Source organism: Rathayibacter sp. VKM Ac-2835 (genome assembly GCF_013266705.1).
GTDB lineage: Bacteria > Actinomycetota > Actinomycetes > Actinomycetales > Microbacteriaceae > Rathayibacter.
Genome location: NZ_JABSNQ010000001.1, coordinates 425,380 through 443,430, shown reverse-complemented (window position 1 = coordinate 443,430; position 18,051 = coordinate 425,380). Strand labels below are relative to the sequence as shown.

The following is an 18,051-nucleotide window of genomic DNA, read 5'->3' as shown; positions in this document are numbered from 1 at the left end:
CCCGTCGCCGGACGGCGGGTCTGCAGTTCCGCCCTGCTGGGGCAGGCGGGTCTCGACACGCCCCGGCGGGGCTGCTCGACCAGCATGCAGCTACGCCCCCTGCGGCGCTGCTCGACCGGCACGGCTTCAGGCCGGGCTAGAGGATGCCGAGGTCCGTCAGCTGCTCGGAGATGCCGGCGCCGTCCGGGGCGTAGACCCACGGGGTGCCGCTGGTCTCGGAGAGGTCGGCGGCCTTCGAGCGCCCGCCCGCGAGAACCGCCTCGCCGTTCGAGAGCTGGCGGATCGCGATCGCCGCGACCTTCTCGGGATGCTCGTGCGCGAAGTCCGAGTAGATCTCCTCGTCGTGCTGACCGTCGTCGCCGACCAGCAGCCAGCGCACGTCGGGGAACTCGACGGCGAGGCGGCGGAGGTTCTCCTCCTTGTGCTGCTTGCCGCTGCGGAACCAGCGGTCGTGGGTGGGGCCCCAGTCGGTCAGGAGCAGCGCCCCCGCCGGGTAGAGGTGCCGCGAGAGGAACCGCGTCAGCGCCGGCGCCACGTTCCACGCACCGGTCGAGAGGTAGATCACCGGCGAACCCGGGTTCTGCCGCGAGAAGCGATCGAGGAACACCGCCATCCCGGGCGTGGGCATCCGTGCGTGCTCGTCGAGCACGAACGTGTTCCAGGCGGCGACGAAGGGCCGGGGGAGCGCGGTGACCATGACCGTGTCGTCGACGTCGGACACGACGCCGATCCTGGCCTCCGGGCGGACGATGAAGACGGGGGCCTCGACCGGCGCGCCGCCGTCCACCGTGAGGGTGATGCGGTGCCAGCCCGGCTCGAGCGTGATCGGGATGTCCGCGTCGACGACGCCGCCCCGGTCCGCGACGATCCGGTGGCTCTGCCCGTCGACGGCCACCGACACGACCGCTCCGCTGATGTAGAGGCTGGTGAAGCTGCGCCAGCCGCGGACGCTCTCGACCGGCTGGACCTCCTCCGCGCCCGGCGGCGTGGGCCGGGTGTAGAGGACGCGCGCGAGCACCCGGAGCTGCTCGGTGGTGCCGTACCCGGTGTAGGGGATGACCCGCGGCACGTAGCCCTTGCGCGTCACCCGGCGCATGCGCAGAGCGTGGATGCGGTCCTCGATGCGTGCGGCGCGGTGCAGGACCTCGGCCGCCCCGGCGCTCATCGGTTTGCTCTCAGGCGTCAGCGGCATCCGCCCAGTGTGCCAGACGCCTCCGGACACCGGTCGCCCCGACGCGATCGCGGACGGGCGCCCCGGCCGCCCGTCCGCCGCGGGTCAGTCCTCGACGGGCTCGATCAGCTCGGGACCGTTGCTGCTCACCGTGCCGACCGCGGAGCCGACGCGCTGCACCTCGAGCTCCTCGGCGAGCTCGGCCGCACCGTCGGAGGCCGCGCGCAGCAGCCCGCCGTCGCCCTCGGTGAGCGGGTCGAGCCAGTCCTCGATCAGCTCCGGCTGCAGCAGCACGGGCATCCGCTCGTGCACGGCCGCCACCGCCCCCGCGGAGGGGCGGGTCAGGATCGTCGCCGACAGCAGCCAGGGCGCGCCGGGCTCCGAGGAGCGCCACCACTCGTAGAGACCCGCGAAGAGCACCAGAGCGCCGCCGCCCGGGGAGACGAACACGGGCGCCTTCGCGCCGTCGGCGCCGACGCGCCACTCGTACCAGCCGGAGGCGGGGACGATCGCCCGGCGCGCCGCGAAGGACTCGCGGAAGGACGGCTTCTCGGCGACCGACTCGATCCGGGCGTTGAAGAGCGGCGCCCCGGACGGATCCGCGGCCGAGCGCGGAACCAGGCCCCAGCGGGCGCCCGCCAGGCGGCGTCGCGGCGGCTCGCCCTCCTCGACGCCCTTCATCGACTCGGCGACGACGGCGATCCGCTGCGTCGGCGCGATGTTCCAGGACGGCCCGGGCAGGTCCGGTCCGGGCTCGTCGATGTCGAACAGGGCGACCAGATCGGCACTGGTCTGAGAGAGGACGAAGCGTCCGCACATGGGTCCTCCTGGGTGGGCTGCGCGGCCACCCGACGTGGGGCGCAGAAAGCGAGAGACATTCGGTGATTCGACGCGAACGGCACGTCCCCGTGCGTACGATTGTAGAAACCGATACCGAAGGAGCTTCGCCGTGCCGCTTGGAAACCTCGTCGATCGACCTTTCGGAGAGTCGCCCCAGGTCCGCAACGAGCCCGTCCAGGTCCGCAGCGCGGCCCGGCTGGCCTCCCTCCTCGACGCCGCCGCGGCCGTGGTCGACGAGGTCGGCTTCGACCGGCTGACCACCGCGATGGTGGCCGAGCGCGCGGGCGCCGCGATCGGCACCGTCTACCGCTACTTCCCGGATCGCATCGCCGTGCTGCAGGCGCTGCGCGAGCGCGCGCTCGAGCGCTTCCGCAAGAAGGTCATCACCGACATCCGCGAGAAGCACCCCGACGACTGGTGGGGCGCGGTCGACTGCGCGATCGACGCGTTCTGCGACATGCACCGCACGGAGGCGGGATTCCGCTCGATCCGCTTCGTCGACACGATCCACGCCCCCGAGGTCGCGGGGGAGGCGTTCGAGGCCGGCTTCTTCGCCCGCCGCTTCGCCGAGATCCTCGCCTCGGAGTACGGCCTGCCCGGCGGAGCGCAGCTGTCGTTCCGGCTCGAGGTCACGGTCGAGGTCGCCGACGCGATGCTCACCCGCGCCTTCCTGATCGACCCCAACGGCGATCAGCGCTTCATCGACGAGAGCCGCGCGCTGCTGCGCAACTACCTCTCGATGCACTACGGGCCGATCGAGTCCTGACCGCGCGGCCGTCCGCGGCCTAGCTCTTTCCACGCTCCGGTGCAACACTGCGCCATCCGGGTTGGCACGCGTCTCCGAATGATGTTTTGCTGATCGCCAGGTTCTGACCGGGACCACGGGACAGGGAAGAGCAGGACCGTGATCGAATTCCGCGGAGTGAGCAAGCAGTATCCGGACGGCACTCGGGCGGTGGACGACTTCTCGCTCGTGCTGCCCTCGCGCCAGACCACCGTCTTCGTCGGCTCGTCCGGCTGCGGGAAGACCACGATCCTGCGGATGATCAACCGCATGATCGAGCCGACCGGCGGCACGATCGAGATCGACGGCGAGGACATCTCCACGCTCCCCGCCGTCTCGCTGCGCCGCCGCATCGGCTACGTCATGCAGAACTCCGGTCTTTTGCCGCACCGCCGGGTCATCGACAACATCGCCACGGTGCCGCGCCTGAACGGCGTGGCGAAGAAGCCCGCCCACGATCGCGCGCTCGAGCTGATGGACACCGTCGGGCTCGACCGCTCCCTCGCCACCCGCTATCCGAGCCAGCTCTCGGGCGGCCAGCAGCAGCGCGTCGGCGTCGCGCGCGGCCTCGCCGTCGACCCGAACATCCTGCTGATGGACGAGCCGTTCGGCGCCGTCGACCCGCTCGTGCGCGCCGACCTCCAGCGCGAGACGCTGCGCCTGCAGCGCGAGCTCGACAAGACGGTCGTCTTCGTCACCCACGACATCGACGAGGCCTTCCTGCTCGGCGACCAGGTCGTCATCCTCGAGAAGGGCGGCCGGATCGCGCAGAAGGGCTCGCCCGCCGAGATCCTCGCGAACCCGGCCAGCGAGTTCGTCGCCGGCTTCGTCGGCGCCGACCGCGGCAAGCGCTCGCTGTCGATCGAGGAGCGCGACGGCGCCCGGATCGTGGTCGACGGCGACGGGCGGCCCACCGGCGTCCTGCGCGCGCAGGACGGCGTCGGCGCGTGAACTGGGTCGTCAACAACACCGACCAGATCGTCGCGAACCTCCTGGCGCACCTCGCGCTCTCGGTCCCGCCGATCCTGCTCAGCTTCGTGATCTCGCTGCCCTTCGGCTGGATCGCCAATCGCTACCGCTGGAGCCGCGGCACCCTGCTCACCGGGCTCGGCGTGCTCTACGCGATCCCGTCGCTGGCGATGTTCATCCTGCTGCCCGCGCTGCTCGGCATCCCTCTGCGCTCGACCGCGAACGTCATCATCGGCCTCACCCTCTACGGCATCGCCCTGATGGTGCGCACCACCTCCGACGCGCTCTCCGCGGTGTCCGAGGACGTGACCCAGTCGGCGACGGCGATGGGCTACTCCGCCTGGGCGCGGTTCTGGAAGGTCGAGTTCCCGCTCGCCGGTCCCGTCCTGCTCTCGGGCCTCCGCGTGGTGACCGTGAGCACGGTCAGCCTGGTCACGGTCGGCGCGGTGCTCGGCATCCAGAGCCTCGGCCTGCTCTTCACCGACGGCTTCCAGCGCGGCATCCAGGGTGAGATCATCACGGGCATCGTGCTCACGATCGTGCTCGCCCTCGTGCTCGACGGCGTCCTCGTGCTGCTCGGACGCCTGCTGATGCCGTGGACGACCCTCGACCGGGCCCGCTCGCGCCGCAGGCCCGCGAGGAACGAGAAGGCGGTGACCGCGTGAACCTCATCGCTCAGGCCTTCGCCTGGATCGGCGACCCGACGCACTGGGAGGGCATCTACGGGATCCCCACGCGCGTCGCGCAGCACCTCGGCATCAGCCTCATCGTCCTCCTCATCGCCGCCGCGATCGCCATCCCGCTCGGCTACCTGATCGGGCACACCGGCAAGGGCAAGGGCATCGCCGTTCCGGTCGCCGGCGGCCTCCGCGCGCTGCCCACCCTGGGTGTGCTGGTCCTCGCGGCGATGAGCCTCGGCCTCGGCCTCGGTGCGCCGCTGATCGCGCTGGTGATCCTGGCGATCCCGTCGATCCTCGCGGGCGCCTACTCCGGTCTCGAGGCGGTCGACCGCCGCACCGTCGACGCGGCGCGGGCCGTGGGCATGACGGAGTGGCAGATCCTGTCGAAGGTCGAGATCCCGCTGGGCCTGCCGCTGCTGATCGGCGGACTGCGCGTCGCGGCCCTGCAGATCATCGCCACGGCGACGCTCGCCGACTACATCGGCGCCGGCGGTCTCGGCCGCTACATCTTCCAGGGCGTGAAGGCGGGCGACTACCCGCAGATGCTCGCGGGCTCGATCATCGTGATCGTCCTCACTCTGCTCAGCGAGGTGCTGTTCGCGATCCTGCAGAGGGTCGCCGTGCCCCGCGGGGTCGTGCTCGGCCTCGGCCGCGCCTCGACCGAGCGCACAGGTTTCCGCGCGTCGTCACTCCGACGCCGCGCGGTGGTGGGAATCCCCATCGACGAAGGGAAATAAGAGATGTTCACAGCAACCAAGAAGGGCCGTGTCGTTCTCAGCGCACTCGCGGTCGGCGCCGTGGTGGCGCTGGCAGGGTGCTCGTCCAGCGATCCGCTCGACGAAGGATCGGGAGCGACCGCCGGCGGCGACACCATCGTCATCGGCTCGCAGGACTACTACTCGAACGAGATCATCGCCGAGATCTACGCGCAGGCCCTCGAGGACGGGGGGATGACCGTGCAGCGCGACTTCCGCATCGGTCAGCGCGAGATCTACCTGCCCGAGATCGAGAGCGGCTCGATCGACGTCTTCCCCGAGTACGGCGGCAGCCTCCTGCAGGCGCTGGAGCCGGACACGACCGCGACCACGGCCGACGACGTCTACTCGGCGCTCACGGACGCCCTGCCCGACGGACTGCGCGCGCTCGACGCCGCGGACGCGAGCGACCAGAACTCGTACACCGTCACCCAGGCCTTCGCCGAGCAGTGGAACCTGACCGACATCGCCTCGCTCACGAACGTCACCGACCCGATCGTGCTCGGCGGCAACTCCGAGCTGCAGACCCGTCCCTACGGGCCCGACGCGCTGCAGTCGAAGTACGGCATCACCACGACGTTCCAGGCGATCGAGGACAGCGGCGGATCGACGACCGTCGACGCGCTGGCCAGCAACCAGATCCAGATGGCGAACATCTACACCGCCGACCCGAACATCGAGTCGAACGACCTCCTGCCCCTCGCCGACCCCGACGGACTGTTCGTCGCGGACAACGTGGTGCCGATCGTCTCCGACAAGGTCGACGACGACGCCGCCGAGATCCTCAACGGCGTCAGCGCGAAGCTGACCGCCGAGGACCTCGTCGCGCTGAACTCCGAGAGCGTCAACGAGCAGAAGTCGGCCGCGGCGATCGCGACCGAGTGGCTCACCTCGGCCGACCTCATCGGCTGATCCCACCCGCTCACGCCCGGAGGCGCGTCACTCGTCGAGGTGACGCGCCTCTGCGCGTGAGAGGAGCTTCTTCACGCCGATCACGACCAGCACGAAGACGACGATCGCCCCGACGAAGAGGTAGCCCGCGTAGTGCAGGCTGTCCGACAGCTCGCGGTAGCCGCCCGCCGCGGCGGCCCCGACGCCGACGTAGGCGAACGACCAGAGGATGCACGCGGGCGTCGTCCAGGCCATGAACGTGCGGTAGCTCATGCCGCTCATCCCGACCGTGAGGGGGATGAGCGAGTGCAGCACCGGCAGGAAGCGGGAGAGGAACACGGCGATGCCGCCGCGGCGCGCGAGGTAGCGCTCGGCCCGCAGCCAGTTCTTCTCGCCGAGCCGGCGGCCGAGCCGGGAGCCGCGGATCCGCGGCCCGAACCAGCGGCCCAGGTAGAAGCCGACCGATTCGCCGCAGAGCGCCCCGACGATCACGGCGACCGCCAGCGCGACGAACTGCGGGGGAGAGGTCACACCGGTCGCGCTCACGATCACGACGGTGTCGCCCGGGACGATCAGGCCGGCGAGGATCGTCGTCTCGAAGAAGACGGCGAGGCCGGCGAGCAGCGTCCGCCAGACGGGCGGCACGCTGACGACGAAGGCGAGGATGCCGGTCAGCGCGTCGTTCACGGCGTCGTGGTGTCCATCGGAGTCAGCGGACCCGCTTGAGCAGCGACCAGAACGTCTCGACGATCGATCCCATGTCGACCTGGTCGTCGAGCAGCCACTGCACCTGCAGACCGTCGGAGAGCGCGGTGATCATCTTGGCCGCCAGATCCGGGTCGATGTCGGCGGCGATGAGCCCCTCGCTCTGGTCCTCGCGGACGCGGGCGGCGAAGACCTCGTTGACGGTCCGGTAGCGCTCGATGAAGAACTCGTGCGCGGGGTGCGACTCGTCGGTCGCGTCCGCGGAGAGCGTCGCGTAGAGGTGGACGAGACCGGGGACCTCGCTGTTGTGGCGGATCAGCCGGACGACCTCCTCGATCGCCTGATCGCCCTTCTGCTCGAGGTCGTAGACGGCGCGGTCGGTGTCGTCGCGCTTGCGGAGGACCTCGGCGAAGAGCTCCTCCTTCGAGTCGAAGTAGTGCAGCAGCCCCGCCTGCGTCAGACCGACCTCCTCCGAGATCTCGCGCAGCGAGGCCTTGCGGTACCCCTGGCGCGAGAACACCTCGAGAGCGGTCTGCAGGATCTCCTCGCGTTTCGCGACGCCCTTGGCGTAGCTCCCCTTGCTCGGCATTCCTCGATCGTAGGGGGCGCGGCCGAGCGGGAGCCGCGAGCGTCGCGGGGTGACCGCGCACGATCGTCCAGGACGGACGGGGGGCGACACTCCAGCTGGGAAAAAGCTGGCAGTTGGCCTACCCCGTTCTCAGGTGGCGCGCGACGTCCGATCGCTCGCCGTCGAGAGGTCGATCGCCGGACCTCGGGCGGCGGCGGGCGCTGCTCGACCGGACGCTCGCGGCGAGATCGCTCGACGTCGAGACGCTCTGTCTCGACGTCGAGGAACCCCTGGCCCGGGAGTCGTCGCCGGGCTCCGAGGACGACCCCGGGAAGGGTGTCGTGGAGCGGCGCCGAGGGCCGCACATCCGCTCCAGTACTGGGATCGGAGGCCGTCGCGCCCCCGCCGCCGACCTAGGCTCGGACTCGTGAACGAACTCCTGGACCCGCTCCTCCTGTCGCGCTGGCAGTTCGGTCTGACGACGATCTACCACTTCCTCTTCGTGCCGCTCACCATCGGCATGGCACTGACGGTGGCGATCTTCCAGACCTGCTGGGTGCGCACCTCCCGCGTGCACTACCTGCAGCTGACGAAGTTCTTCGGCAAGATCTTCCTGATCAACTTCGCGATGGGGGTCGTCACCGGCATCGTCCAGGAGTTCCAGTTCGGGATGAACTGGAGCGACTACTCCCGCTTCGTGGGCGACGTCTTCGGCGCCCCGCTCGCGTTCGAGGGCCTCCTCGCGTTCTTCCTCGAGGCGACGTTCATCGGCCTGTGGATCTTCGGCTGGGACAAGCTCCCGGAGAAGCTGCACCTCGCGACGATCTGGCTCACCACGCTCGGCACGACGCTCTCGGCCTACTTCATCATCGCGGCGAACGCCTTCATGCAGAACCCGGTCGGCTTCCGGATCAACGAGGCCAAGGGCCGCGCCGAGCTCACCGACATCTGGGCCCTGCTGACCAACAAGGTCGCCCTCGCCGCGTTCCCGCACACGATCTTCGCCTGCTTCATGGTCTCGGCCGCGGTGATCGTCAGTGTCGCCGCCTATCACCTCTCGCGGAACCAGCACCTCGAGACGATGCGCCCGGCGCTGAAGTTCGGCGCCTGGATGATGCTGATCAGCGGTGGCCTCACCCTCTTCACCGGCGACTCGCTCGGCCTCGCCATGGTCGATACCCAGCCGATGAAGATGGCGGCCGCGGAGGCGCTCTACCGCACGTCCACCGGCGTGGACGCCTCCTTCTCGGTCTTCACCTGGGGCACGCCCGACGGCTCGAGCGAGCTGTTCTCGATCCGCATCCCGTATCTGCTCTCCTTCCTCTCGACGCACACCTTCACCGGGACCGTCGAGGGCATCAACGACCTGCAGGCGCAGTACAGCGCGGTCTACGGCCCCGGCGACTACACGCCGATCATCTGGGTCACCTACTGGTCGTTCCGCTGGATGATGGCGCTCGGCGTCCTCGCCATCGGCGTCGCCGCCGCCGGCCTCTGGTTCACCCGCAAGGGCCGCGAGCCGAAGCAGTGGATGTGGAAGATCGCGATCTGGGCCGCCCCTCTCCCGCTGATGGCCATGATCGTCGGCTGGGTCTTCACCGAGATGGGCCGCCAGCCCTGGCTGGTCTTCGGCCTGCTGAAGACCGCGGACGGCGTCTCGCCCGGCGTCAGCGGCATCGAGGTGCTGATCTCGCTGCTCGCCTTCACCGCCCTCTACGGCACCCTCGCGGTCGTCGAGTTCCGGCTGATCAAGCGGGCGGCCCAGGCCGGTCCCGACGACGCCCCCGAGATCGACGAGGAGAGCGGTCGCCCGCAGCTCGTCGGCACCGTCTACTAGAGGAAGGCACGCGCACATGGACCTCGGATCGCTCGATCTGGCCACGCTCTGGTTCTGGATCGTCGCCGTCTTCTTCATCGGCTACTTCGTGCTCGACGGCTTCGACTTCGGCGTCGGGATGTCGCTGCCCTTCCTCGGCCGCGACGACACCGACCGCCGCGTCCTGATCAACACGATCGGACCGGTCTGGGACCTCAACGAGACCTGGGTCATCGTCGCCGGAGCGGCGATGTTCGCCGCGTTCCCCGAGTGGTACGCGACGCTCTTCAGCGGGTTCTACCTGCCGCTGCTGCTGATCCTGCTGGCGCTGATCGCCCGCGGCGTCTCGTTCGAGTACCGCCACCAGCGCCCGGAGGCGGCGTGGAAGAAGCGGTTCGACACGATGATCGTGGTCGGCTCGGCGGTTCCCGCGTTCCTCTGGGGCGTCGCCTTCGCGAACATCGTGCAGGGTGTGCCGCTGGACGCGGACCACAACTACATCGGGACGGTCTTCGACCTGCTGAACCCGTACGCGCTGCTCGGCGGCGCGACCACGCTCCTGCTCTTCTTCACCCACGGCGTCGTCTTCGTCTCCCTGAAGACCGACGGCGAGATCCGCGAGCGGGCGCGCCGGCTCGCGATGCGGGCGGGACTGGTGACCATCGCGGTCGCCGCGGTGTTCCTCGGCTGGACGAACCTGGCGCAGGGGAGCGGTCCCTCCTGGCTGCTCTCGATCGCCGCCGCGACCGCGCTGGTGCTCGCCTGGGTCGCGAACCTGCGCGGGCGGGAGGGGCGCGCCTTCGCCCTTCTGGCCGGCACGATCGCCCTCGCGGTGCTCGCGCTGTTCACCACGCTCTTCCCGGCGGTGATGCCCGCCTCGAACGAGATCGCGAACAGCCTGACCATCGAGAACGCCTCGAGCACGCCCTATACCCTGACGGTGATGAGCTGGACGGCGCTGGTCTTCGTGCCGCTCATCGTCGGCTACCAGGCCTGGACCTACTGGATCTTCCGCAAGCGCATCAGCCGGACCCACATCCCGGCGGACGCGCACTGACCGAACGCAGACGTGAAACCCCTCGATCCCCGACTGCTCCGCTACGCCCGCGCCGCGCGGCTGTTCCTCCTGCTCGGCGGGGCGCTCGCGCTCGCCCGCACGGCGACCGCCGTCGCGTTCGCGTGGCTGGTGGCGCAGCTGGTGGCGGGGGCGGTCGACGGCCGGTCGGCCACCGAGCTCGCGCCCTCGCTCGCGGCGCTGCTCGGCGTGGTCGTGCTGCGCTCCGTGCTGGCCTGGGCCGTCGAGGTGAACGCGACACGGGGCGGCGCCGGTTCGAAGGCGCAGCTGCGGTCGGCGGTCCTCGCCGCGCTCGTCGCACTCGGGCCGTCCGGTCGCACGGCTGGATCGGGCGGGGTCGTCGCTCTGCTCGGCGGTGGGCTCGACGCGCTCGACGGCTACTTCGCCCGCTACCTGCCGCAGCTGATCGCGACCGCGATCACCACGCCGATCCTCGTGCTCGTCGTCTTCCTCGCCGATCCGCTCAGCGCGCTCTTCCTCGTCGTGACCCTCCCGCTGATCCCGGTGTTCATGGTCCTGATCGGCTGGGCGACCCAGGCGGTGCAGAAGAGGCAGTGGAGCCGCCTGCAGGCGCTCGCCTCCGGCTTCGTCGACACGGTCGGCGGGCTGGCCACGCTGAAGATCTTCGGGCGGGCGGAGAGGCAGGGCGCCCGCATCCGCGCGCTGACCGAGGACTACCGCGTGCACACGATGAAGGTGCTGCGGGTGACCTTCGTCAGCAGCTTCGTCCTCGAGCTGGCCGGATCGCTCTCGGTCGCGCTCGTCGCCGTCTCGATCGGACTGCGCCTGGTCGACGGCTCGCTCGGCCTCGCGATCGGGCTGTTCGTGCTGGTGCTGGCGCCGGACGTGTTCCTCCCGGTGCGGCAGGTCGGCGCCGAGTTCCACGCCGCGGCGGACGGGGTCCAGGTGGCGGACGAGGCGTTCACGATCATCGAATCCGCGGCGGCCGTGCCGACGCGGACCGCAGCGCCCGGCCGCTCGGGGGCGCTCGAGCTCCACGGCGTCGCGGTCGACGACGGAGCGGGTCGCGTCCTCGCGCCCGTCGACGCGACCCTGCTCGCCGGCTCGATCACCGCGCTGACCGGACCCAGCGGCTCCGGCAAGTCGACGCTGCTGGCCGCTCTGGCCGGCTTCGCCCCCGCGACCGGCTCGATCGCCCTCGGCGGCGAGACCATCGACGCGGCCACCGGTCGCGACTGGCTCGCCTGGTCCGGGCAGCGGCCCGACCTGCTCCCGGGGAGCGTCGGGTCCAACGTCGCGCTCGGCTCGCGCTCGCCCGACCCGGAGCGGATCCTGCGGGCACTCGCGATCGCGGGCACCGACCTCGACCCGGATCGGCGCATCGACGCCGACGGCACGGGGCTGTCCGGCGGGCAGGCGGCGCGGGTCGCCGTCGCGCGCGCCGTGCACCGCGTCCTCGAGCGCGGCTGCGCGGTGCTCGCCCTGGACGAGCCGACCGCCGCTCTCGACGAGGAGTCGGAGCGCCGGCTTCTCGCCGGGCTCCGCGGGCTCGCGGACCAGGGCGTCGTCGTACTCGTCGCGACCCACCGCCCCGCGACGATCGCGGCCGCCGACGCCGTGCTCGCGCTCGCTCCGGCCGAGGCGGTGCTCCGGTGAACCGCGCCGACGTGCTGCGGGCGGCGATGCCGGCTCCGCGGCGCTTCCTGCCCGGACTGTCCTTCGGTCTGCTCTCCTCGGCGTCCGTCGTGGCTCTGCTCGCCTGCTCGGCGTGGCTGATCGTGCGAGCGGCCGAGCAGCCGCCGATCCTCTTCCTCTCGATAGCCGTCGTCGGGGTGCGCGCGTTCGCGCTCTCGCGCGCCTTCTTCCGCTATCTCGAGCGCCTCTCCGGGCACGATGCCGCGTTCCGGGCGCTGGCGGAGCTGCGCGCCGGCGTCTACGAGCGGCTGGTGCCGGTCGCGCCCGACGGGCTCGGGCGGGTGCGCCGCGGCGATCTCGTCTCGCGGGTGGTCGCCGACGTCGATGCGCAGCAGGACGTGCCGCTGCGGATCGTGCAGCCGCTGCTCGTCTCGGCGGTCGTGTCCACCGTCGCGGTGGTGGGCGTCTGGCTGCTGCTGCCCGCGATGGGCGCCGTGCTGCTCGGCCTGCTCGTGCTCGCCTTCGCCGGGGGAGCCCTCGGCGTGGGACTGGTGTCGGCCCGCGCCGATCGCGAGCTCGCGCCGCTGCGCGGCGAGCTCGCGGAGCGATTGAATCTGCTGGTGACCCGGCTCGACGTGCTGATCGCCTTCGACGCGGCGGACGACGCGATCGCCGATGTCGCGGAGGCGGAGGCGGCGCTCACCCGAGCGGCCCGGCGGCGTGCCGCGTCGGCCGGGCTCGCCGCCGCCGTCCTCGCGCTGTGCTCCGGCGGCGCGGTCTGGGCCGGTCTCGCCCTCGGGATCCCCGTGGTTGGCGAGCTCGGCGGCCCGGCTCTCGGGGTGCTCGCCCTGGTGCCGCTCGCCGTGTTCGAGGTCGCCGCCGCGGCCCCGCTGGCCGTGCAGAGCGCGCGCTCGGCGCTCTCGAGCGCGCAGCGGCTCGCGGACCTCGACGCGCAGGCCGCGTCGTCCGCGCTCGCGACCGATGCCGACGTCGATCCCTCCGCCGCTGTCCCGCTCGGCCGCGACATCGTCCTCCGCGACCTCTCCGTGGGCTGGCCCGGCGCCGCGACTCCCGCGCTCACCGGCGTCTCGCTCGATCTGCGCGCCGGCGAGCGGGTCCTCGTCACCGGCGGCAGCGGCTCCGGCAAGACGACCCTCGCGCACGCCCTCGTCCGCTTCCTCGACCACACCGGCTCGTACCGGATCGGCGGGGTCGAGGCGCGCATGCTCCCCCAGTCCGAGCTCCGGCGCATGGTCGGCCTCGTCGAGCAGCAGCCCTACCTCTTCGACGACACGATCCGGCAGAACCTGCTGTTCGCGCGACCCGAGGCCGACGACGCCGTGCTCCTGGGTGTCCTCGAGCGGGTGGGCCTCGCCTCGTGGACGGCGGCCCGCGGTGGCCTCGACGCGCGCGTCGGCGAGCGAGGCTCGCTGGTCTCGGGCGGTCAGGCCCAGCGCCTGGCGCTCGCGCGGGCCCTGCTCGCCGACTTCGACGTGCTGGTGCTCGACGAGCCGACCGCCTCGGTGGACGCCCCCGTCGCCGACGCGCTGCTCGCCGACCTGCTGCGCGCCGCGTCCGGCCGCACGGTCGTGCTGATCGCGCACCGCGTCCCCGGGTCCCTCGCCTTCGACCGGCGGATCACGGTCGCGGACGGCACCGCGGGCTGACGCGTGACACAGCGGATCCCCGGGCCGAGAAGACGGCCCGGGGATGCGGTTCAGTGCGCGTGCACGGGGGTCAGCGGCTCGACCAGCTCGCCCGTCCGCGCCCGTCGTACTGCACGAGGTTGCCGTCGTCCTGCATCACCAGGCGGAACGGCGGGACGGCGGGGCCGACGTTGACGAAGTAGCGCGGGAGGACGCTCCAGCTCACTCGGCCCTGGGCCGCGACCGCCATGTACCCGTCCTCGTCGATCGAGAAGAAGTCGCCCGACGTCGACGTTCCGGTGGACCAGACCGGACCGGAGCGCCCGTAGACGACGAGGTTGCCGTCGGCCTGCATCACGGCGTTGTAGGCGCCGTTCCCGGAGCGGAGTCCCTCACCTCCGTACAGCGCGGCAGCTGCGAACAAGGTGCTGTTCGGGAAGGCGATCCGGCTGCTCCAGAGCAGGTCGTCGTCGATGCTGTAGAGAACCAGTCGCCCCGTGTTGTCGAGGTTCATCCGCACCCCGGAGCCGCTGGTGCCGGTGAACCACTTCACCGCGCCGTCCGCGCCGTAGATCACGGCGTTGCCGTCCTCCTGCAGCACGAAGCGGTTCCCGGCGCCGGACGTGCCCGTGTTCCAGGTGACTCCCTGCGGTCCGTAGCCGACGAAGTTGCCGTCGCTCTGCATCACGGCGGTGAAGCGGCCGTCGCCGGAGGTCAGCCGCTGACCGGCGCGCAGCGTCTCGGTGGGGTAGAGCGAGTCGGTCGGCGGCGCCGGGATCGTCGTGCCGATGCTGCTCGCCCACGCGGGGGTGCCGTTCGCCCGGCTGACGACGAGGTTGCCGTCGTTCTGGATCCGGACGCTCGCGCCGTTCTCGTCACCCGTTCCGGTGAACCAGACGGGCCGGCCGTCCGCGGCGTAGATCACGAGGTTGCCGTCGGCCTGCATCACCAGGCGATCCCCGCGACCCTGGGTGCCGGTGCTGAAGGTGGCACGGCCGCTCGCGTCGTAGGTGACGGCGTTGCCGTCGGTCTGCAGGACGAACCGGTAGCCGCCGCCGACCGAGACGATGCTCTCGCCGCGCGCGAGCTGCTCCCCGCTGACGAGGGCGTCGGTGAAGACGTTCGCGGCGGTCGCGACCGCGGTCGAGACGGGCCCCGAGCCGGCCGCGAGGGCCGGGGTCGCTCCGAGCAGCAGGGCGGCTGCGGTCACGAGCACCACCGCCCCGGAGAGGAGTGTGCGGGCGGGGTGGAGAGGCGTCATCGCTGGTCCTTCGAGCGGATCGGTGGGCAGTTCTCCCGCATGCTCCCATGCCGCTCGCCGCGCCACGCCGCCGGAACGCGGTCGTGATCGAGTGGTGACCCGGCCTTCTCAGTCCGCTGACCGAACCCGTCTCTCGGCCTCCGCGAGCGACCCGCCCTCGGAGGCCCACCGGTCGAGCACACCGTCGACGCGGGCCCGCGCGGATCCGCTGCTGCTCGCGCGCAGAGGGAGGATCACGTCGCGGGCGAGCGATGCCGTCAGCTCCTCGACCCGCGCATCACGGACGAAGCCCTCGAGCCGCGTCAGGTCGGAGGCACGCAGCATCGCTGCTCGCGACTGCAGCAGGACGATCGCCGCGAGCCGCGTCTCGAAGACAGGCGGCTCCCACAGCTCCGAGGACAGCGCCGTGACGTCGTCGTGCTCGAGCCCGCGGAACTTCTTCAGGGCGTCCCGCACGGTGCCGCGGACCGCTCCGACCGAGGCCCCGGTGGAGTCGAGCCCCGCGCCGAGCCGCTCGCGCACGTCCTGCGCCCGCCAGACGTCGCCCTCGTACTCCAGCGCCGCGCGGATGAAGTCGCCGGCGTCGCTCACCCCTCCATCATGCGACGAGAGGGGGAGTGGCGGCGAACCGGGCGCCTCGGCGCGCCCCCTACGGGTCGCGCAGTCCGGAGACGCCGACGGCCCGGTGCGTGCGGGACATGCACGAACCGGGCCGTCGGCGCGGGCCCACCGGAGGGCGGGGACCCGATCAGGGCCGCGTCGAGGCGACCGCGCTCAGCGGCTCGACCACACCGCCTGGTTCCGTCCGTCGTACTCGACGAGGTTGCCGTCGTCCTGCATCACGAGGCGGAACGGGGCGACCGCGCTGGAGCGGGGCGTCACCGTCCAGGTGCCGATCCCGTCGCCGCGGACGACCGCCATGAAGCCGTCCTCGTAGAGGTTGAACGAGCTGCCGGCGCCCGAGGTGCCCGTCGACCAGATCGGGCCGGAGCGGCCGTAGACGACGAAGTTGCCGTCGCTCTGCATCACGGCCCGGTAGACGCCGTTGGCCGAGCGGAGGAGGCTGCCGGCGGCGAGCCCGTTCTCGGCGTAGAGGCTCGAGCCGGGCAGCTGCGCCTGGCTGGTCCAGAGCACGGCGTCGGCCTGGTCGACGATGATCAGCGATCCGCCGTTGTCGATGCCGAGGCGCAGATCGCTGCCGCGGGTACCGGAGGACCACTGGACCGAATCGTCCGGGCCGTAGATGACGGCGTTGCCGTCGGTCTGCAGCACGAGCCGGTTGCCGGCGCCGCGGGTGCCGGTGTTCCAGACGACGCCCTGGGGGCCGTAGCCGACGAAGTTGCCGTCGGTCTGCATCACCGCACGGAAGCGGCCGTCCGCCGAGGTGAGCTGGCGCCCGCCGCGGAGGGTCTCGCCGGTGAAGAGCGTGTCGGTCGCCGGAGCGGCGATCCTCCCGTTGACGCTGCTCGCCCACGCGGGGGAGCCGTTCTCGCGGGAGACGACGAGATTGCCGTCCTCCTGGATGATCAGGGAGGCGCCGGGCTCGTCGTTCGTGCCCGTGCTCCAGACGGGGCGGTCGTCTGCGGAGTAGATCACGACGTTGCCGTCGGTCTGCATCGCGAGGTGGTCGCCGCGGCCGGCGGTGCCGGTCGCGAAGACGACCCGGCCGTCGGGCGCGTAGGTGACGGCGTTGCCGTCGGTCTGCATCACGAACTCGTAGGCGGGGCCCGGGTCGTTCGAGTAGATGCTCTCCCCGCCGGCGAGCTCCTCGCCGCCGATCAGCGCGTTGTAGTAGACGCCGGCGGCGCGGGCCTGCGCATCGGCGTTCGGCTGGAGTGCGGGTGTCGACTCGGCGGCGGAGGCGGAGGAGAGCGTCTGCTGCACCGCCTCCTCGGCGAAAGCAGGCGTCGCGGTGAGGAGGAGTGCCCCGGTCGCGACGAGCGCGACGAGGCCGGAGCCGACGAATCGGGCGGGCCCGGTGGAGCGGGAGAACCCGTTCGAGCGGGAGGAAGAGGGAGGCGTCATCGCAGATCTTTCTCGAGAGGTCGGCATCGCCGAGCGGATCCTCGAATGCTCGCACGCGCCGGCGGCATCGGGCGTGCGCTCGGGACGCCGTGTCCCGGTGGCGCGTGCGTCGGCGCCGCCGAAGCGCTCGCTCGCCCGTGGCCCGGACCTCGGGCCTTCATGACGGCGGCCCGGTCCGTGCGGGAGGCGCACGACCGGGCCGTCAATGCAGAGCGGACCGCCTCGGCGGAGCCCGCTGGTGGATGCCGTCAGCGGCTGGACCAGACGACGTGGCCCTGTCCGTCGTACTCGACGAGCTTCCCGTCGTTCTGCAGCACGAAGCGGAACGGCCCGGTCGCGCCGGAGGCGGAGCGGTTCGCCCAGACCACGGTGTCACTCCAGTCGTAGATCGACGCGACGCCGTTCTCGGCGACGTACAGCCCGTTGGCGATGCCGTGAGTCCCGGTCTGCCAGATCAGACCCGTCGGGCCGTGGACGACGAGGTTCCCGTCGGACTGCATCACCGCCAGGTACAGACCGTCGTCCGAGCGCAGCACGTCACCGGTCGAGAGGTGGTTCGGGGCGTACAGGACCGACCCCGGCAGCTGGGACTGGCTGTCCCAGCCCAGGTCGCCCTCGTCGTCGACGATCGTGAGCACTCCGCTGTCGTCGAGTACGACGGCGAGGTTCTCGACGTTGGAGTCGGTCGACCACGCGGCGGTGCCGGACGACCACTCGACGGAGCCGTCGGTGCCGAGGACGACGGCGTCGCCGTCGTCCTGCAGGACGAAGCGGTTGCCGGTGCCGCGGGTGCCGGTGCTCCAGATCTTTCCGGCGGGTCCGTCGCCGACGAGATCGCCGTCGGTCTGCATGACCGCGTGGAAGAGCCCGTTCTCCGACGTGAGCTGGTCACCCGGTGCGAGGGTGCCGCCGGTGGGGAGGGTGTCGTGCGGCGGTGCGGCCGTCGTCCCGGCCCCGTCCGACCGGGCGGGAGTGCCGTTCTGCGAAGCCGCTGCTCCGACGGCGCTCTGGGCGAGGGCGGGTGTCGTGCCGAGGAGCAGGGCTCCCGCCGCGACGAGCGCGACGAGGACGGAGGCGAGGGAGCGTGGTTGTGATGGGGACGTCATGGCAGTTCCTTCTCGTGGAGATGGGCACCGCCGTCGACGAGGCGGCATCGCCGAACGGTCTTCCTCCCACGAAAGCACTGCCGCAGGATTTCCACATCTTGTGGCGCGGGGCGTGGGGTCACCGTCGCGCCGTCGCGCTTCTCTGCTCTGCAGGAGAGCAGGC

General features: G+C 71.5%; 17 protein-coding genes. 9 read left to right on the top strand and 8 right to left on the bottom strand.

Features of this window, described 5'->3' with window-relative positions:
• Nucleotides 1-136: 136 nt before the first annotated feature.
• A complete protein-coding gene (locus HRK28_RS02070) occupies nucleotides 137-1,165 on the bottom strand; it encodes an App1 family protein (RefSeq protein WP_254304489.1) in 1,029 nt (342 codons plus the stop codon).
• Between the two features lie 111 nt (nucleotides 1,166-1,276).
• Nucleotides 1,277-1,990, bottom strand: coding sequence for an SOS response-associated peptidase (locus HRK28_RS02065; RefSeq protein ID WP_173250272.1), 714 nt, complete (start codon nucleotides 1,988-1,990; stop codon nucleotides 1,277-1,279).
• A gap of 130 nt (nucleotides 1,991-2,120) precedes the next feature.
• Here HRK28_RS02065 and HRK28_RS20405 point away from each other — a divergent pair, with 130 nt between their 5' ends.
• From HRK28_RS20405 to HRK28_RS02040, 5 genes are all read left to right on the top strand, one after another.
• The gene (locus HRK28_RS20405) at nucleotides 2,121-2,777 is read left to right on the top strand and encodes a TetR family transcriptional regulator (protein WP_244231820.1); all 657 of its coding nucleotides are present in this window, start codon (nucleotides 2,121-2,123) and stop codon (nucleotides 2,775-2,777) included.
• A 138-nt stretch (nucleotides 2,778-2,915) separates the two neighbouring features.
• Nucleotides 2,916-3,746, top strand: coding sequence for an ABC transporter ATP-binding protein (locus tag HRK28_RS02055; protein ID WP_123732083.1), 831 nt, complete (start codon nucleotides 2,916-2,918; stop codon nucleotides 3,744-3,746).
• Nucleotides 3,743-4,429, top strand: coding sequence for an ABC transporter permease (locus HRK28_RS02050; protein WP_160088565.1), 687 nt, complete (start codon nucleotides 3,743-3,745; stop codon nucleotides 4,427-4,429). Before HRK28_RS02055 ends, HRK28_RS02050 begins: the two co-directional genes overlap by 4 nt.
• Nucleotides 4,426-5,181, top strand: a complete 756-nt coding sequence (locus tag HRK28_RS02045; RefSeq protein ID WP_173250271.1) for an ABC transporter permease — start codon at nucleotides 4,426-4,428, stop codon at nucleotides 5,179-5,181. Before HRK28_RS02050 ends, HRK28_RS02045 begins: the two co-directional genes overlap by 4 nt.
• Before the next feature lie 3 nt (nucleotides 5,182-5,184).
• A complete protein-coding gene (locus tag HRK28_RS02040; protein ID WP_173250270.1) occupies nucleotides 5,185-6,111 on the top strand; it encodes an ABC transporter substrate-binding protein in 927 nt (308 codons plus the stop codon).
• Between the two features lie 27 nt (nucleotides 6,112-6,138).
• On the opposite strand, the gene HRK28_RS02035 is transcribed toward HRK28_RS02040, so the two are convergent.
• Both HRK28_RS02035 and HRK28_RS02030 read right to left on the bottom strand, forming a co-directional pair.
• Nucleotides 6,139-6,777, bottom strand: coding sequence for a DedA family protein (locus tag HRK28_RS02035; protein WP_173250269.1), 639 nt, complete (start codon nucleotides 6,775-6,777; stop codon nucleotides 6,139-6,141).
• A 22-nt stretch (nucleotides 6,778-6,799) separates the two neighbouring features.
• On the bottom strand, nucleotides 6,800-7,384 hold the full coding sequence (locus tag HRK28_RS02030) for a TetR/AcrR family transcriptional regulator (RefSeq protein ID WP_173250268.1): 585 nt from the start codon (nucleotides 7,382-7,384) through the stop codon (nucleotides 6,800-6,802).
• A 406-nt stretch (nucleotides 7,385-7,790) separates the two neighbouring features.
• On the opposite strand from HRK28_RS02030, the gene HRK28_RS02025 reads away from it, so the two are divergent.
• The 4 genes from HRK28_RS02025 to cydC are packed head-to-tail and all read left to right on the top strand — an operon-like array spanning nucleotide 7,791 to nucleotide 13,517.
• Nucleotides 7,791-9,200: a cytochrome ubiquinol oxidase subunit I gene (locus HRK28_RS02025; protein ID WP_160088575.1), complete on the top strand. Its 1,410-nt coding sequence runs from the start codon at nucleotides 7,791-7,793 to the stop codon at nucleotides 9,198-9,200.
• Nucleotides 9,201-9,216: 16 nt separating this feature from the next.
• Nucleotides 9,217-10,236, top strand: coding sequence for a cytochrome d ubiquinol oxidase subunit II (gene cydB, locus HRK28_RS02020; protein ID WP_173250267.1), 1,020 nt, complete (start codon nucleotides 9,217-9,219; stop codon nucleotides 10,234-10,236).
• Between the two features lie 12 nt (nucleotides 10,237-10,248).
• Complete coding sequence (gene cydD, locus HRK28_RS02015) at nucleotides 10,249-11,871, top strand: thiol reductant ABC exporter subunit CydD (protein ID WP_173250266.1); 1,623 nt, start codon at nucleotides 10,249-10,251, stop codon at nucleotides 11,869-11,871.
• Nucleotides 11,868-13,517, top strand: a complete 1,650-nt coding sequence (gene cydC, locus HRK28_RS02010; RefSeq protein WP_367948323.1) for a thiol reductant ABC exporter subunit CydC — start codon at nucleotides 11,868-11,870, stop codon at nucleotides 13,515-13,517. Before cydD ends, cydC begins: the two co-directional genes overlap by 4 nt.
• Before the next feature lie 70 nt (nucleotides 13,518-13,587).
• On the opposite strand, the gene HRK28_RS02005 is transcribed toward cydC, so the two are convergent.
• The 4 genes from HRK28_RS02005 to HRK28_RS01990 form a co-directional block, all read right to left on the bottom strand.
• Complete coding sequence (locus HRK28_RS02005; RefSeq protein WP_173250265.1) at nucleotides 13,588-14,757, bottom strand: hypothetical protein; 1,170 nt, start codon at nucleotides 14,755-14,757, stop codon at nucleotides 13,588-13,590.
• A gap of 108 nt (nucleotides 14,758-14,865) precedes the next feature.
• Nucleotides 14,866-15,348, bottom strand: a complete 483-nt coding sequence (locus HRK28_RS02000) for a DNA alkylation repair protein (RefSeq protein ID WP_173250264.1) — start codon at nucleotides 15,346-15,348, stop codon at nucleotides 14,866-14,868.
• Nucleotides 15,349-15,531: 183 nt separating this feature from the next.
• The gene (locus HRK28_RS01995; protein ID WP_173250263.1) at nucleotides 15,532-16,782 is read right to left on the bottom strand and encodes a hypothetical protein; all 1,251 of its coding nucleotides are present in this window, start codon (nucleotides 16,780-16,782) and stop codon (nucleotides 15,532-15,534) included.
• Between the two features lie 248 nt (nucleotides 16,783-17,030).
• Nucleotides 17,031-17,888, bottom strand: coding sequence for a hypothetical protein (locus HRK28_RS01990; RefSeq protein ID WP_173250262.1), 858 nt, complete (start codon nucleotides 17,886-17,888; stop codon nucleotides 17,031-17,033).
• Nucleotides 17,889-18,051 lie beyond the last annotated feature (163 nt).